Consider the following 14,089-nt stretch of genomic DNA (forward strand, 5'->3'; position numbering starts at 1 on the left):
CCGGGTCACCCGGCAGGTCACGGTGATCGTGCGCCCCGCCCGGTGGCGCCGTCAGCATAGGTGGAGGCGGCCGGCACGGAGGCGGACCTGCTTGCTCGCAGCGTGTCGGGGACCACCGACTCGCCGAAGCGACCGACGAACAGCCGCAATGGCGCGCGCAAGACGTTCTCGCGGTGCTCGGGCTGCCGGAACAGCCGCGCCGACACGTAGTGGTAGTGCATCAGCGCGGCGCGCGCCCGCGCCCGCGACAGCGCGAGCGTCAGCGCCCGCGCCTTGAGCGACGGCCGCTGCGGATCGGTGAACAGCGGCTCGAAGACGATCGTGGTGGCCGGGCGCACTGCGTAGAGTTCCTTGCGCGCCCGGGCCAGTTCGGCCCAGTCGCCCGCGCCGGCCAGGGCCTGGCACTTCATGACCAGCGTGTAGACGTGGAACTCGGAGCCATAGTCGCTGAGCGCGATCGCCTGCGACAGGCTGCGCAGCGCGTCCTCGGTCCGGCCCGCGAAGGCGCGCATCTGCCCCACGATGGCGAGCGACGAGGCGATCTCGGTGCTCCCGCGCAGGCCTTCCTCGGCCATCCGCATCGCGAGATCGCCGTAGCCGCGGTCCAGGAAGAAGAGCAGCTTCGCCGCCATGATCGTGTGCGCGGGGCTGCGCTGCGCGAAGGGCAGCGCGTCCAGCACCAGCCGTTCGATCTCGTCCTCGTCCGGCCGGGTGTCGTGCCCGTCGTCGAGGAAGATCTGCATGCCGCGAAGGATGTACTTCGCGTGCAGGTGCGTCGCGTAGAGGAGCTTCAACGCGTCGTCGTCCGGGTCTTCCTCGCGCAGCGCCTTCAGGCGCCGATCGTTGCGCTCCCAGGATCCGGGCGCGCCGGCCGGCAGGCCGGCCGCCTCGTGCATCGCGACCGGCAAGGGCGCGGCGGTGTCGAGCGAGACGAGCGATCGCCAGATCCGGGCCACCAGACGGGGCGCCAGTTCGCTTGCGGCGCGGCGCAGCCCTGCGTGGCCGTCGCTTCCGTCCACCGCCTGCCGGAACACCGCCAGCAGCGCGCCGCCGGGCTGCGCCCGGGCGGCAAGGATGCACTCGACCGCGCCGGCCTCGCTGAAGAAGGTCAGCTCGATCGCCGCACGGGCCGATTGCAGTCCGGCGGGGGGCAGCCCCGCTTCCGGCGCGAAGGCCACGGTCTGCTCGGGACCGAGCTCCTGTTGCACGTCGCGGAAGATCTCGTACGCGAACTCGCGCGCCGGCCCGGCGTGCTCGCCGATGTTGTCGAGCCCGCGCAGCGGGCCGACCACGAAGTCGGCGGCGGGTACCTCGTCGGCGGGCGCGTCGCCCAGCCACAGGTAGCCCTCGCCGTACCGGGTCGCGATGAACCGCGGGTCCTGCGAATCGTCGGCGAGCTTGCGCCGTATCCGGCTCACCAGATAGTCGATGACCCGGTCGCCCTTGTCCGACCCCGCCTCCGAAACGGCGTCGAGCAGCTGGTCGCGGCTGACCAGGCGGCCGGGTTGCCTGGCGAGCCGCTGCAGGATCCGCGCCTCGGACCGGGTGAAGCGGATCGTCGTGCCGTCGGCCTGCTGCGCGCCGGCGAAGTCGGGGCTGAAGACGATCTGGCGTGGGTTGCGCGGCGCGTTCATCGGGATCCGGTGTCGTGTCGTCGTGCGCGTCGGAATGAAGGAAGGTGGCCGGATCAGAACCGCAGGGCGGTGCGCAGCCAGATCCGGGTCCTGTCGACGCCGGACGCCGACCGGGGCGCTTCGAGCACGCGGGTCGCGGAGATCTCGCCTATCCAGTGCGCCCCCAGCGCGCGCACGCCGATCGACGCGCTGGACCATCCGTCGGAGGACGACGGCAAGAGCGGATTGCGGTTCATCCGGAAGCGTCCCGCGTCGACCCCGCCGAAGGCCTGCACCCACGCGCGGCCGGCGCCGGGCCGCGGCAGGCTCAGGTTCGAGGCCAGTTCCGCGCGCGCGGCCAGGCATTCGTCGCCGAGGATCTTCGACTGGTCGAAGCCCCGGCTGTAGGCGTTCGTGCCGAATCCGCACTGCTGCGACACCGGCAGCGAGTCTCCGCTGAACTGCCCGACCACGCCGAGGTTCGTCAGCCATGCGCCCGACAAGGGGATCGAGGCCTCCGCGCTGAACGACGCGCGGAAGAAGTCGGTCTCGGCGCCGGGGTTGCTGCCGAGCAGGCTGCCGCTGGGCGAGCTGCCGAGCGCGTCCAGCCCCTTGCTGAGCGCGAAGGCCAGGCGCGTCTGCAGGCCGAAGGGCGCGCCTTCGTCGCGGCGCGCGCCGGCGAACAGCGCCCGCAGGCTCTCGTCGACCACCGTGGCGTCGAGCGCCGTGCCCCGGGCTTCGCGGGCGCGGAACTCGGCGACCCAGGTCGTCTTCACCGCTTGGGATGCCTGGCGCTGCCGGCGCAGGCCCAGCGCGAGATCGGTGCGCTCGCCGCGTATCCGGAAGAACGCAGTGTCCGGGCCGTCGGCCGCGACCTCCGCATGGCTGGTGTTCAGGTAGAGGGTCGTGCCGCCGCCCCAGGGCGCGGCGCGGTAGCCCAGGCCGTAGGCACGCAGCTCGGCGCCCACGTCCTGGCCGGGTCCGGCGATCACCGCGGTCGCGTCGAGCTGGTCAGTGGGCGCGAGCAGGCGTGGGCGGGAGACGGACAGCGACGAGACCCAGGGCCCGACGTCCTCGGAGCCGAAGCTGTCCAGCGTGAAGTAGAAGGTCGTGCGGTCGACCGCGTCGAGCAGCGCGGTGGAGCCTCTCTCGACGCCCACCGCGTTCTCGACGCCGACCGTCCCGAAGAAGGACTGCGCCGCGGCAGCGCCGGCAAGGCAATGCGAGAGCGCCGCGGCAAGGGCCGCGTGGCGGATCTTCAAGTGTTCCTCTCCTCATGGCGCGGCGCGGTTGCTGCCTGCGCACGGGCCGTTCGCGGCGGCCCTTCGCGATCAGGATCATTTGAATCAAAAATTTCTGCAACATTTTCCAGAGACCCTCCAGGGGTGTGCGGAATGCGCGCCGGCCAGGCCGGCATCGGGTGGCCGCGTCATCGGGGGGAGAAGGAAATGAGATGGAGGCGCGCGCTTCGAGCGAAGCGTCACGTCGGGCCGCCGGTCGCCTGCCCGCCTGCGGACCCCCGGAAGGCAGTCCGGGCGACGCTGACCGCCGTGGGCTGCCTGCTGGTTCTCGTGGCAGCCTGCGAGGCGGCAGTCGCGATGGTGGGCTTGCCCGTGCCAGGTTCGCTGGTGGCGCTGGCGATCCTGTTCCTGCGTTTCCATCGGCGCGGCGGGCCCGACGAGCACCTCGCCCGCGTCTTCGACGGGACCATCCAGTACCTGCCGCTGCTCTTCGTTCCGGCAGGAGTGGGGATCCTGGCCGAGGGTCACCTGATGATAGGGGCCGCGCTGTCCTACGGCGTGGCGATCCTGGGCGGTACCGTGCTGACGATGGTCGCGGTCGGGCACGCGATCCAGGGGGCGATGCGGCTTCTCGACAGGCCCCGTTCGCGGACGAGGAGCGCGTGAGCCCCTTTTCCGACGGCGGGGTCCTGGACCTGCTGGCGCGGGGCGCCCCGACCGATCAGCTGGCCGCGGTCGCGGTCACGGTGCTCGCCTACGCGGCGATGCTCGGCCTGGCCCGCCGCCTGCCCGTGTCCGGCATGCATCCGGTGCTGTGCACGATCGCGCTGCTCGCGGGCGGACTCGCGCTGGCAGGCATCGACTACCAGGACTACTACGAGGCGTCGGCGCCGCTTCATCTCTGGCTGTCGCCGCTGTTCGCCCTGTTCGCGGTGCCGCTCTGGCGGCAAGCGCCCCGGGTCGGAAGCGCATGGCCGGCGCTGCTGCCGGCGCTTGCGGTCGGCGCCTTCCTGTCCGTGTCGAGCGGCGTCGGCGCTGCCGTGCTGTTCGGCCACGACGAGGTCGCGGCCGTGCTCGCGGTCCGCTCGGCGACGACGGTCGCCGCGCTCGACTTCGTTCGGCTCGTGCAAGGGCCGGGCGGCCTGACCGTGGTCACCGTGGTGCTGACCGCGATCTTCGGCGCCTGCGTCGGCCCCGCGGTGATGCGCCGCACGGGCATCCACGACGAACGCGCCGTGGGCTTCTCGCTGGGCCTCGCGGCGAACGCGATCGGCACCGCGCGCGCCTTCGCGATCTCGGACACCGCCGGCAGCTTCGCCTGCATCGGCATGATCCTGAACGCCTTCGTCACGATCGGCGCGGCCTGGCTGCTCATGAGCTGGGGCGGGCTGACGCCCTGAGCGGCTTCGCCGGTCAGCGCGACGCGCTCTTCAACGGCGCGGCCGCCGTCTCGTCGTCCACCGCCTTCTGCACCGCGCGATAGAAGGCCTCGCGCGCCGCCTTCGCCGCCGGGTCGGACGCGCCGCCGCCCCAGTTCGCGTTCACCGCGACCACCAGCCTGCGCTTTGGGTCGATGAAGATCCCCTGCCCGAAGATGCCGCGCGCCGAGAAGCTGCCGTCGGCATAGGTCCACCACTGGTAGCCGTAACCGTGGCCCGGCTGGCCGATGCCGGCGCGCTCGGTGGTCGCCTCGGCAAGCCAGCCGTCGGGCACGATGCTCTGCCCGTTCACGCGGGCGCCGTCCAGGATGAACTGGCCGAAGCGCGCGAAGTCGCGCGTGGCGGCCTGGATGCAGCAGCCGCTGATCTCGCGGCCGGTGCGGCTCAGGATCCAGGTGGCCTGCCCCGCCATGCCGGCCGGTTTCCAGATCTTCTCGGACAGGTAGTCGGCGAGCGGCCGCTTCGTCGCCTCGCTGACCAGGATGCCGACCAGGTTGGTCTCGCCGGTGCTGTAGTGCCAGCGCGTGCCGGCCGGCGCCTCTCGCGGCAGCTTGCGCAGGTAGCTGACCAGCGCGTCCACGCCCTCCTCGGGCTGGTGGTTGTTGAAGCGCGCGACGTCGGAATTCGGGTCGCCGTAGTCCTCGTTCCAGCGCACGCCCGAGGTCATCGTCAGCAACTGCCGGATGCTCACGTCGTCGTAGGCCGAGCCCTTCATCTGCGGAATGTAGTCGCTGACCTTGTCGTCCATGCTGCGGATGTAGCCGTCGCGGATCGCGGCGCCCACCAGCGTGGCGGTGATCGACTTGGCCACCGAGAAGCTGGTCCAGCGGCCGTTCTCGTCGAAGCCCAGGCCGTGGCGCTCGAGCCGCAGCTTGCCGTCGTGCAGCACGACCACTGCCGCGCTGCGCTGACCGGTCATCCAGGCATCGACGTCGAGCGGCAGATTCAGCGGCGGGCCGGGCGGCAGCGGCGTCGGCGCGTCGCCGGTCGGCACCGGTCGCGCCTTCGCAAGCACCGGCAGGCGATCCAGAGCGCGAAACGCCGCGTCGCGCTGCGGCTCGCTCCAGAACAGCAGATCGCGGTTGGTCGGCAGCGTGGCGAGCAGGCCGCGGGTTTCCTTGTCGAGGCTGAACCAGCCGGCGGTGCCGAGCAGCGCCAGCGCGGCGAGCAGCCAGACGGCGATCTTCCTGAACTTCATCGAGGCGTTCCAGTAGCGGGGAATCGATAGCCGGATCGAGGTCGTCCGGTCGTGGTCAGCGTCCGATGCGCCATGCTCGCCCGGCCAACCCGAGCACGACCGTGAGCACGACGCTCCAGAATGCCGCCGTCGCGAGAACCTGGACGAGGGCCCCGGCGAGCCCCGACGGGCACCCCGAGACTGCGCCGCCGAGACCCGACCGGCAGATGAGCTCGCCCGGCCAGGCGAACGATCCGGCCACCGTCCGAAGTTCCGGCGGCAAGCTCAGGCCGAACGGAGAATCGGCGGCGACCGCCAGGATGCTCACCAGCATCGAGAAGAAGGCGACGGGCAACCAGCGTGCGCGCATTCCGGCCTCCATGGCCTGACACTCGGCGTCGGTCCGAGACCGACTATCGTAGCGCCTGGCGGACCGGTGCGCAGCCCGCGCCCCCGGTGCTAAGTCCCTGCGGGTCGCTGCGGCGCGGGCCGGGGCGTTTCGCCGTTCGCCGTCCCCCACGCGTAAGACTCCATCGACAGCATCCCGTAGCGGATCTCGTCGTCGAGCAGTTCCGGCCGCTCCTCGTCGCCGCAAGTGCCGACCGCCACCAGCAGGGGCAGGAAGTGCTCGTCGGTCGGATGCGCTCGCACGGCCTCCGGGGCGACGCGCCGGTAGTCGGCGAGCGACCGGAAGTCGTGCCGCTGCACCGCGTCCCTGACCCATTCGGTGAAGCGGGCGACGTAGGCCTCGGGTCGCGCGGCACCGCCGCGGAACTCGTGAAGGTTGTGGGTCATGCTCCCCGAGGCGAGGATCGCGATGCCCTTGGCGCGCAGCGGCGCCAGCGCGCGGCCCAGATCGAGCGCCCGCGCCGCGTCGAGCGAGCGGGGCATCGACAGCTGGAATACCGGCACCTGCGCGGCCGGCAGCAGGTGCATCAGCGGCACCCAGGCGCCGTGGTCCAGGCCGCGCCGGTCGTCCTCGGCGACCTGCCAGCCGGCTTCGCGCAATCTCGCCGCCGCGTCGAGGGCAGCCTGGGGCGCCCCCGGAGCCGGGTAGGCGAGACGGTACAACTCGGGCGGGAAGCCGCCGAAGTCGTGGATCGTGTCCGGCCGTTCGGTGGTGGTGACTTCCAGGCCGCGCGTCTGCCAGTGCGGCGACACGACGAGCACGGCGCGCAGGCTCGCGAGCCCAGCGCCGAGCTCGCGCAGCCGCGCGCCCAGTGCGCCGGGCTCGAGCGCGAAGGTGGGCGCGCCGTGCGACACGAAGAGCACCGGGGCGAGCGTCCGGGCCGGTGCGGGCATCGGGGCGGTCATGGTTCCCTCCATCCCTTGCGTGGCCGGGGCTCAGGCACGCTGCCGGCCGTCGAGGCTGAACGCGCCCGCGCCATGGGCCGCCAGCACCAGCAGGCCGCCCGCAACCGCGACGTTCTTCCAGAACATCAGTTGCTGCACGAAGGCCTGCTCAGGGGCGACCGACCAGAAGGCGTGGAAGAAGAAGCTGGCGACCAGCGTGAACACGGCCAGGGCCAGCGCCGCGGCACGGGTCCGGTAGCCAAGGAGCAGCGCGAGGCCGCCGGCGACTTCGACCACCACGGCCAGGATCGCGCCCAGCGTGGCGAGCGGCAGGCCCACCGAAGCGATATAGCCGACCGTACCCGAGAAGCCGGTGATCTTGCCGATGCCGGCGGGCAGGAACAGGGCCGCCAGGCCGAGCCGGCCGGCGAGGTTCAGGGTGTTGACCGCAGTGGCGTTCATCAGGATTCCTTCGAGCGTTGAATGAGCGAAAGCCCGGTGCTTCGTTCGGTGCCGGGCATGCGAGCACTCTATTGATTCATCGGGACGAGATAAACGTCTGATAGATTGATAGATTGTTCCGAAGATCGAGACAGTCATGGACCGGTTCCAGGAAATGACCGTGTTCGCCGCCGTCGTCGATGCGGGCAGCTTCGTCGGCGCCTCCGAGGCGCTCGGGTTGTCCCGCGCGGCGGTATCGCGGCTCGTCGGCGACCTGGAGTCGCGCCTCGGCGTTCGCCTGCTCCACCGCACCACGCGCCGGCTGTCGCTGACCGACGAGGGCCGGATCTTCCATCTGCGCTGCAAGGCCGTGCTGGCCGACGTCGAGGAGGCCGAAGCCGAGGTCGGCGCGCGCGCGGGCGAGGCGCGCGGGCTGTTGAAGGTGAACGTGCCGGTGACCTTCGGCCTGCTGCACCTGGCGCCCTTGTGGAGCGAGTTCATGGCGCGAAACCCGGGCGTCACGCTGGACATCACGCTGTCGGACCGCGTGGTCGACCTGGTCGAAGAAGGTTTCGACCTGGCGGTGCGGATCGGCCGGCTCAGGAGCTCCTCGCTGATCGGCCGCCGGCTGTCTTCGACCCGGATGGTGCTGTGCGCGTCGCCGGGCTACCTGAAGGCGCACGGAACCCCTCGCCATCCGCACGACCTGGCCGGCCACTCGGTGCTCTCGTACAGCCTGTTCTCGATGGGCGAGCAGTGGGAGTTCACCGGCCCCGACGGCCCGGTGACCGTGAAGGTCGAGCCGCGGATGCGCACCAACAGCGGCGACACCTGCCGCCAGGCGGCCTTGCAGGACAGCGGCATCGTGCTGCAGCCTTGCTTCCTGGTCGGCGACGATCTGCGGCGCGGCAGCCTCGTGGAGATCCTGCCCGAGTACCGGACGATCGAACTGGGCATTCATGCGGTCTACCCGAGCCGGCAGCACGTGTCGCCGAAGGTTCGCGTGCTGATCGATTACCTGCAGCGGGCGCTGGCCGAGCGGACCTGGTAGGCGACCCCAGCCGACCGGTCCGTTGCGAGGCCAGGCGAGAAGAGACCGGCAAGGAATGCCGGCCCAGGCTCGACGACCCGGTGGACGGCTTTCTGCCGGAACTGGCGAACCGGCGATCGAACCCGGGGCCGGCGGCGGTCCCGGCGGCGCCACCGGAGCCGGTTGTGCGGGGCCCTGTGGCGATGTAGGCTCCAGCGAACTCCCCCAGCCCTGCCCTGCGGAGGGCCCCCTCGATGGACGACCGCTGGCGATGGCGATCTTCGTCGACGCCTTTCCGGCCGGTGTCGGCTTGGCGCCGCTGCGTTGACCGTCGCCATCTCCGAGGAGGCTCCCGATGCCCACCGCTCCCGCAGGAAGTTTCCGGGTCGACTACATCGACGCAGGCTCCGGGCCCGGCGTCCTGCTGGTGCCCAGCACGGCCAGCGGCAACCGGCAGTGGCGCGCGCTGATCGAGGCCGGCAGCGACCGCTTCCGCTTCCTCGCTATGAACATGTTCGGCTATGGCGAGACCAGCCCGTGGCCCGCCGACCAGCGGCAGACGCTCGCGGACCAGGCGGCGCTAGGGCTCGCGGTCGCACGCCTCGCGGACGGACCGGTCACCATCGTCGGCCACTCCTTCGGCGGGTCGGTGGCCACGCAGATGGCGCTCGAGCTCGGCAACCGGGTTCGCGGCCTGGCGCTGTTCGAGCCGAACCCGTTTCACCTGCTTCGCGCAGCCGGCGATCGAGCGGGGTACGACGAGGGGCGCCGGATCCGGGACATCGTGAAGCGAGGCGGCGGCGCGGGCGACTGGATGGGCGTGGCCGAAGCCTTCGCCGACTACTGGGTCGGCGACGGCGCCTGGGCGGCCATGTCCGAGGGGCGCAGACAGGCCTTCGCAGCCGCGCTCGCGCCGAACTTCCACGAGTGGGACACGTTGTACGCGGACGAGCCCGACGACGATGTGGTCGCGTTCGATCTCGCGCAATTGCGGACGCTGAGTTGTCCGGTCCTGGTGCTGCGCTCCGGGAGCCCGAGGCCGGGTATCGCCGCGATCGACGCGCTGCTGCGGCGCAGCCTGCCCGAGTGGCAGTTCGGCGAGGTGGCGGCCGGTGGGCACATGGCGCCGCTGGCGCGGCCGGACCTGGTGAACCCGGTCCTGCTGGAGTTCCTCGAGCGAGTGAACTGATAGGCGCGCGATGCCCGGACAGGATCCCGCAGGACCGAGGCGAGCCGGAATGAGCGCATCCCGAGAGAGCGGCATGCACGATGCCGACGTCCTGATCGCCGGCTACGGCCCCACCGGCGCCACGCTCGCTGCGCTGCTGGGCCGCCGCGGCTGGCGCGTCACGATCGTCGACAAGGCCGCGGCCATCTACGACAAGCCGCGCGCGATCACCGCGGACCACGAGGCGCTGCGCGTGTTCCAGGAGATCGGCGTGGCCGACGAGATCGCCGCGGCGGCGATCCCCCACCCGGGCACGGATTACCTGGGCGTCGACGGCCAGGTGATCAAGCGCTTCTATCCGGCGCCGCCACCCGAGCCGCTGGGCTGGATGCCCAACTTCATGTTCGTGCAGCCCGAGCTCGAGGCGGTGCTGCGCCGCGCGGTCGATCGCATGGGTTCGGTGCGCACGCTGCTCGAGCACGCACTGCTCGACTTCGCGCAGGACGAGCAGGGCGTCGAGGCGCGGGTGCGTCGCGCGGCCGACGGCGCGGTCGTCACGCTGCGCGCGCGTTATCTCGTGGCCGCCGACGGCGCGAGCAGTGTCGTGCGCAAGCAGCTAGACCCCGCGATCGAGGACCTGGCCTTCGACGAGTGGTGGCTGATCGTCGATGCCTGGCTTCGAGGACCGGTGCCGCTGCCGCAGCGCGCGGTGCAGTACTGCCGGCCGTCACGGCCGGGCACCTACATGGTGGGGCCCGGCGCGCTGCGGCGCTGGGAGATCAAGATGCTGCCGCACGAGACGCCGCAGATGTTCGCCGATCACGACGCGGTGTGGCGCGTGCTCGGCGAGTTCGTCGACACCTCGGGGCTCGAGCACTGCCGCACCGCGGTCTACCGCTTCCACGCGCTGGTAGTCGAGCAGTGGCGGCACGGTCGCGTGTTCCTGGCGGGCGATGCCGCGCACCAGATGCCGCCCTTCCTGGGCCAGGGCATGTGCGCGGGCGTGCGCGACGCCTTCAACCTGGCCTGGAAGCTCGATGCGGTGATGCGCGGGAAGGCCGCGCCGCGGCTGCTCGACACCTACACCGAGGAGCGCAAGCCGCACGTGCGCACGGTGGTCGGGCATGCGAAGGACTTCGGCCTGATCATCGGCGAGCTGGACCCCGAGGCCGCTCGGGAGTGCGACCGGCGGCTGGGCGAGGAGCTGGCGTCGGGCCGCGCCGTTACGGTGAGGCAGCGGTTCATTCCGGGGCTGGAGGCAGGGCTGATCGACCGCGATGCGCAGGGCAGGCCGGTGCCGGGGGCTGGCGAGTTGCTGGTTCAGCCTTGGGTGCGCGAGGGCGGCGGGCCCTGGCGGCGGCTGGACGATGTCGTCGGGCCGAGCTTGCTGATCGCGGTGAGTTCGCCGGATGTTCTCGAGGACGTCGACGACGCGTTGCGCGCGGACTGGGCGGCGCTGGGCGGGCGGTGGGTCGCGCTGGGGGCGGCCGATGCGGACGCGGCGGCTGCGCCAGAGGTCCCGCTGCTCGAGGAGCGCGACGGTCTGCTCGCTGGCTGGCTGCGCCAGCGAGGCGCGGTGGCGCTCATCGCGCGACCGGATCGTTACGTGTATGGCGTTGCGCGGTCGGGCGAGGATCTGGGGCGCTTGGCGCGGGAGCTCCGAGGCGCGATGTGAGTGCAGCTCGGCCGGTGTCCTGAGGGCCAGTCACGGCCCCCGATATCAACCCGCCACCATGACCGCAGGCTTCAGGCCGAGTTTCTGCGCCCGCCGGGCGAAGCGCTTGTCGTCGAAGGTGACCAGCGCTTCGCAGTGTCGGCTCGAGAATAGGTGAAGCGCGTCGGCAAAGTCGAGGCCAGAGACATGTGCATCGAGTGCGTCGATCACGCTGGCGCGCGATTCGACGGCAACGTTCGGCAGGCCGAGCAAATGGTTGACCACGGCCGCGTAGTCGGCGGCGTCGAATTCATAGAACGCACGCAAGACCCACTCGAGTTCCAGCAGGACCGAGGCGGGAACGAAGACCGACGGCGACTCCATTGCCCGCCGGGCCAGCGGTCTCTGCTTGCGTGCCTCGGGGTCGCTCGGGTCGTCGACGTAGAAGCGGGCAAGGATGTTGGTGTCTACGGCGATCACTTGGTTTGCTTCCGCATGGCCTCGGCTACGTCGAATTCGGATAGCCGGCGTTTCCCCGGCTTCCTGCAGACCAGAAGGCCGTAACCATCCTCGAGGCGAGTAGGCGCGGCGCGCCGTGAGACCTCGACGCGCAGGCTCTGCCCCTCGATCGTGAAATCGAGCTGCGTACCGGGCGCAATGCCGAGCAACTTCCGGATTTCGGCCGGAATCACGACCTGACCCTTCTCGGATACGGTGACGGTTGACATGCGCGACCTCTTACTAAGTAAGAGGAAGTATACCGTCTCAAAGAGAAACCGCCAGCCGAGTAGCCTGGTCGATCGCCCGGTACGCATCGAGCTCGGCGGCCTCGTCGGCGCCGCCGATCAGGTGCACGGGAACGCCGCGCTGCGCGAGCGCGTCGTGCAGCGAGCGCTCGGGCTCCTGCCCGGCGCACACGATCAGGTTGTCGACTTCGAGCAGGTGCCTCTCGCCGTTCACCGAGTAGTGCAGTCCGCGGTCGTCAATCAGCTCGTAGCTGGCGCCGGCGATCGTCTCGACCCCGGCCCTGCGCAGCTTCGCCTTCAGGATCCAGCCGGTGGACTTGCCGAGGGTCTTGCCGAGCGAGCCGGGCTTGCGCTGGAGCATGTGCACCCGGCGGCGGGGCCGGTGCGGGCCGGCGGGGGCGAGCCCGCCGGGGCTGGCGATCGCCGCATCCACGCCCCAGGCTTTCCGGAAGGCTTCCGGGTTCGTGGACTCCTCCGGGTCGCCGACCAGGAACTCGGCCACGTCGAAGCCGATGCCGCCCGCGCCGATGATCGCCACGCGCTCGCCGACCTCGGCGCGCCCGGACAGCACCTCGGTGTAGCCGAGCACCTTCGGGTGGTCGATGCCCGGGATGTCGGGCCTGCGCGGCAGCACGCCGGTGGCGAGCACCACCTCGTCGAAGTCCCCGCCCGCAAGGTCCTCGACGCTCGCCCGCGTACCGGTCCTCACCTCGACGCTTGCGCGTTGCAGAGACACGGCGAAGTAGCGCAGCAGCTCGTCGAACTCGCTCTTGCCCGGCACCCGCCGGGCCAGGTTCAGCAGGCCGCCGAGCTCGGGCGCCGCCTCGAACAGCGTGACGCGGTGGCCGCGCCGGGCCGCCTCGATCGCGAAGCTCATGCCGGCCGGCCCCGCGCCCACGACCGCGAAGCGGCGCGGAGAGGCAGAGCGCCCATCGGTGAACTCGACCTCGCGCGCCGCACGCGGGTTCACCAGGCAGGTGGCCACGCGCTCGGTGAAGATGTGGTCCAGGCAGGCCTGGTTGCAGGCGATGCAGGGGGCGATCTCGTCCACGCGCCCCTGGCGGGTCTTCAGCGCGAACTCGGGGTCGGCCAGCAGCGGTCGCGCCATCGACACCAGGTCGGCGGCGCCCGAGGCGATCAGTGCCTCGGCCACTTCGGGCGTGTTGATCCGGTTCGACGCCATCACCGGAATCGACACCGCCTGCTTCACGTTGCGCACCGCGGCGGCCCAGGCCGCGCGTGGCACCGAAGCCGCGATGGTCGGCACCGCGGACTCGTGCCAGCCGACGCCCACGTTGATCATGTCCGCGCCCGCCTGCTCGATGCGGCGGGCGAATTCGGCGATCTCGGCGGCGGTCATGCCGCCCTCCATCAGGTCGATCGACGAGATCCGGTACACGAGCATGAAGTCGGGACCCACGCGCGCGCGCGCCGCCTTCACGATCTCCAGCGGAAAGCGGATGCGCCGATCGAAGGAGCCGCCGAATTCGTCGTCGCGCCGGTTGGTGATCGCGGCGGTGAACTCGTTGATCAGGTAGCCCTCGGAGCCCATGATCTCCACGCCGGCGTAGCCCGCCTCGGCCGCCAGCGCGGCGGTGACGGCATAGCTCTCGATGGTGGCCCAGACCTCGTCGGTGGCGAGCGCCCGCGGCGCGTACGCGTTGATCCGCGCCTTGCCGGGCGAGGGGGCCACGCACTCGGGCACCCGCGCGTAGCGCCCCGCGTGCAGGATCTGCAGCACGATGCGGCCGCCCGCCTCGCGCACCGCCGAGGTGATCGGCACGTGATCGGCCAGCTGCTCGCGGCTGTTCAGCACGAGGCCGCCCTCGTCCATCACCCCTTCGGGCACCGGCGCGTAGCCGCCGGTGAGGATCATCGCGATCTCGCCGCGGGCGCGCGTGGCGTAGAAAGCGGCCAGCCGCTCGATCGGCCAGTCCATCGTCTCCAGGCGCGTGTGCATCGCGCCCATGACCATGCGGTTCGGCAGGGTGGTGGTGCCGATGCGGATCGGGGACAGGAGGTTCGGGTAGGGGGTCATGGTCGGCGCGCCGGGAAGGTCGTGGTGGCACCGGGAATGTCTACCAGCGCTGTCGCTCTTGTCCAATCGATGAGCATACGCTCGGGATCTCGAAGTCCGCGCCCGACGTGGCGAGCAGACCGGCGATCTTGCCGCGCCCGGCGTCCTGGTCGAATTCCTGGCTAGTCAGGGCCGTGATGGCGAGGGCGAAGCGCCGCCGACGATTCGGATCTCACACGACGGTAACGGACTTCGCTCCCGGCTCGGCTT

The 14,089-nt window shown here is 71.2% G+C and carries 14 protein-coding genes; 5 read left to right on the forward strand and 9 right to left on the reverse strand.

The annotated features are described in order from the left end of the window. Window positions 1–17 precede the first annotated feature (17 nt). Window positions 18–1,634, reverse strand: coding sequence for a winged helix-turn-helix domain-containing protein (locus M6I34_RS13815; RefSeq protein WP_272486260.1), 1,617 nt, complete (start codon window positions 1,632–1,634; stop codon window positions 18–20). A gap of 53 nt (window positions 1,635–1,687) precedes the next feature. Beyond that, complete coding sequence (locus M6I34_RS13820; protein ID WP_272486261.1) at window positions 1,688–2,875, reverse strand: ShlB/FhaC/HecB family hemolysin secretion/activation protein; 1,188 nt, start codon at window positions 2,873–2,875, stop codon at window positions 1,688–1,690. 186 nt (window positions 2,876–3,061) lie between these two features. Between M6I34_RS13820 and M6I34_RS13825 the strand changes: the two genes are divergently transcribed. Beyond that, window positions 3,062–3,520, forward strand: coding sequence for a CidA/LrgA family protein (locus tag M6I34_RS13825; protein WP_272486262.1), 459 nt, complete (start codon window positions 3,062–3,064; stop codon window positions 3,518–3,520). Continuing rightward, window positions 3,517–4,254 carry an LrgB family protein gene (locus M6I34_RS13830; RefSeq protein WP_272486263.1) on the forward strand — a complete coding sequence of 246 codons (738 nt, stop codon included), beginning with the start codon at window positions 3,517–3,519 and terminating at the stop codon, window positions 4,252–4,254. The genes M6I34_RS13825 and M6I34_RS13830 overlap by 4 nt, the downstream gene beginning before the upstream one ends. Window positions 4,255–4,267: 13 nt before the next feature. Here the strand turns inward: M6I34_RS13830 and M6I34_RS13835 are convergent, their stop codons facing one another. From M6I34_RS13835 to M6I34_RS13850, 4 genes are all read right to left on the reverse strand, one after another. Continuing rightward, window positions 4,268–5,491 (reverse strand): serine hydrolase domain-containing protein, encoded by a 1,224-nt coding sequence (locus M6I34_RS13835; protein WP_272486264.1) that lies wholly within the window; start codon window positions 5,489–5,491, stop codon window positions 4,268–4,270. Window positions 5,492–5,546: 55 nt separating this feature from the next. Beyond that, entirely contained in the window at window positions 5,547–5,840 is a 294-nt protein-coding gene (locus tag M6I34_RS13840; RefSeq protein ID WP_272486265.1) for a hypothetical protein, read from the reverse strand. 89 nt (window positions 5,841–5,929) lie between these two features. Then, entirely contained in the window at window positions 5,930–6,784 is an 855-nt protein-coding gene (locus M6I34_RS13845) for a DODA-type extradiol aromatic ring-opening family dioxygenase (RefSeq protein ID WP_272486266.1), read from the reverse strand. A gap of 30 nt (window positions 6,785–6,814) precedes the next feature. Then, window positions 6,815–7,225: a DoxX family protein gene (locus M6I34_RS13850; protein WP_272486267.1), complete on the reverse strand. Its 411-nt coding sequence runs from the start codon at window positions 7,223–7,225 to the stop codon at window positions 6,815–6,817. Window positions 7,226–7,361: 136 nt separating this feature from the next. On the opposite strand from M6I34_RS13850, the gene M6I34_RS13855 reads away from it, so the two are divergent. From M6I34_RS13855 to mhpA, 3 genes are all read left to right on the forward strand, one after another. Next, window positions 7,362–8,255 carry a LysR family transcriptional regulator gene (locus tag M6I34_RS13855; RefSeq protein WP_272486268.1) on the forward strand — a complete coding sequence of 298 codons (894 nt, stop codon included), beginning with the start codon at window positions 7,362–7,364 and terminating at the stop codon, window positions 8,253–8,255. A gap of 334 nt (window positions 8,256–8,589) precedes the next feature. Continuing rightward, window positions 8,590–9,423, forward strand: coding sequence for an alpha/beta fold hydrolase (locus tag M6I34_RS13860; RefSeq protein ID WP_272486269.1), 834 nt, complete (start codon window positions 8,590–8,592; stop codon window positions 9,421–9,423). Between the two features lie 49 nt (window positions 9,424–9,472). Next, complete coding sequence (gene mhpA / locus M6I34_RS13865) at window positions 9,473–11,077, forward strand: bifunctional 3-(3-hydroxy-phenyl)propionate/3-hydroxycinnamic acid hydroxylase MhpA (protein ID WP_272486270.1); 1,605 nt, start codon at window positions 9,473–9,475, stop codon at window positions 11,075–11,077. A gap of 45 nt (window positions 11,078–11,122) precedes the next feature. Here mhpA and M6I34_RS13870 read toward each other — a convergent pair whose 3' ends face one another. From M6I34_RS13870 to M6I34_RS13880, 3 genes are read right to left on the reverse strand one after another with little or no spacing between them, the layout of a single operon-like run. Beyond that, the gene (locus tag M6I34_RS13870) at window positions 11,123–11,536 is read right to left on the reverse strand and encodes a type II toxin-antitoxin system VapC family toxin (protein ID WP_272486271.1); all 414 of its coding nucleotides are present in this window, start codon (window positions 11,534–11,536) and stop codon (window positions 11,123–11,125) included. After that, the gene (locus M6I34_RS13875) at window positions 11,533–11,784 is read right to left on the reverse strand and encodes an AbrB/MazE/SpoVT family DNA-binding domain-containing protein (protein WP_272486272.1); all 252 of its coding nucleotides are present in this window, start codon (window positions 11,782–11,784) and stop codon (window positions 11,533–11,535) included. Before M6I34_RS13875 ends, M6I34_RS13870 begins: the two co-directional genes overlap by 4 nt. Window positions 11,785–11,821: 37 nt before the next feature. Continuing rightward, the gene (locus M6I34_RS13880; protein WP_272486273.1) at window positions 11,822–13,840 is read right to left on the reverse strand and encodes an NADPH-dependent 2,4-dienoyl-CoA reductase; all 2,019 of its coding nucleotides are present in this window, start codon (window positions 13,838–13,840) and stop codon (window positions 11,822–11,824) included. Between the last annotated feature and the right edge of the window lie 249 nt (window positions 13,841–14,089).

It is taken from the genome of Zeimonas sediminis (genome assembly GCF_023721795.1).
Classification (GTDB): Bacteria; Pseudomonadota; Gammaproteobacteria; order Burkholderiales; family Burkholderiaceae_E; genus Zeimonas; species Zeimonas sediminis.

Bases quoted from the DNA above. Each gene is read 5' to 3' on its own strand.
- M6I34_RS13815 (WP_272486260.1), bottom strand. From the start codon at position 1,634: ATGAACGCGCCGCGCAACCCACGCCAGATCGTCTTCAGCCCCGACTTC.
- M6I34_RS13825 (WP_272486262.1), top strand. From the start codon at position 3,062: ATGAGATGGAGGCGCGCGCTTCGAGCGAAGCGTCACGTCGGGCCGCCG.
- M6I34_RS13835 (WP_272486264.1), bottom strand. From the start codon at position 5,491: ATGAAGTTCAGGAAGATCGCCGTCTGGCTGCTCGCCGCGCTGGCGCTG.
- M6I34_RS13840 (WP_272486265.1), bottom strand. From the start codon at position 5,840: ATGCGCGCACGCTGGTTGCCCGTCGCCTTCTTCTCGATGCTGGTGAGC.
- M6I34_RS13845 (WP_272486266.1), bottom strand. From the start codon at position 6,784: ATGACCGCCCCGATGCCCGCACCGGCCCGGACGCTCGCCCCGGTGCTC.
- M6I34_RS13850 (WP_272486267.1), bottom strand. From the start codon at position 7,225: ATGAACGCCACTGCGGTCAACACCCTGAACCTCGCCGGCCGGCTCGGC.
- M6I34_RS13855 (WP_272486268.1), top strand. From the start codon at position 7,362: ATGGACCGGTTCCAGGAAATGACCGTGTTCGCCGCCGTCGTCGATGCG.
- M6I34_RS13860 (WP_272486269.1), top strand. From the start codon at position 8,590: ATGCCCACCGCTCCCGCAGGAAGTTTCCGGGTCGACTACATCGACGCA.
- mhpA (WP_272486270.1), top strand. From the start codon at position 9,473: ATGAGCGCATCCCGAGAGAGCGGCATGCACGATGCCGACGTCCTGATC.
- M6I34_RS13875 (WP_272486272.1), bottom strand. From the start codon at position 11,784: ATGTCAACCGTCACCGTATCCGAGAAGGGTCAGGTCGTGATTCCGGCC.
- M6I34_RS13880 (WP_272486273.1), bottom strand. From the start codon at position 13,840: ATGACCCCCTACCCGAACCTCCTGTCCCCGATCCGCATCGGCACCACC.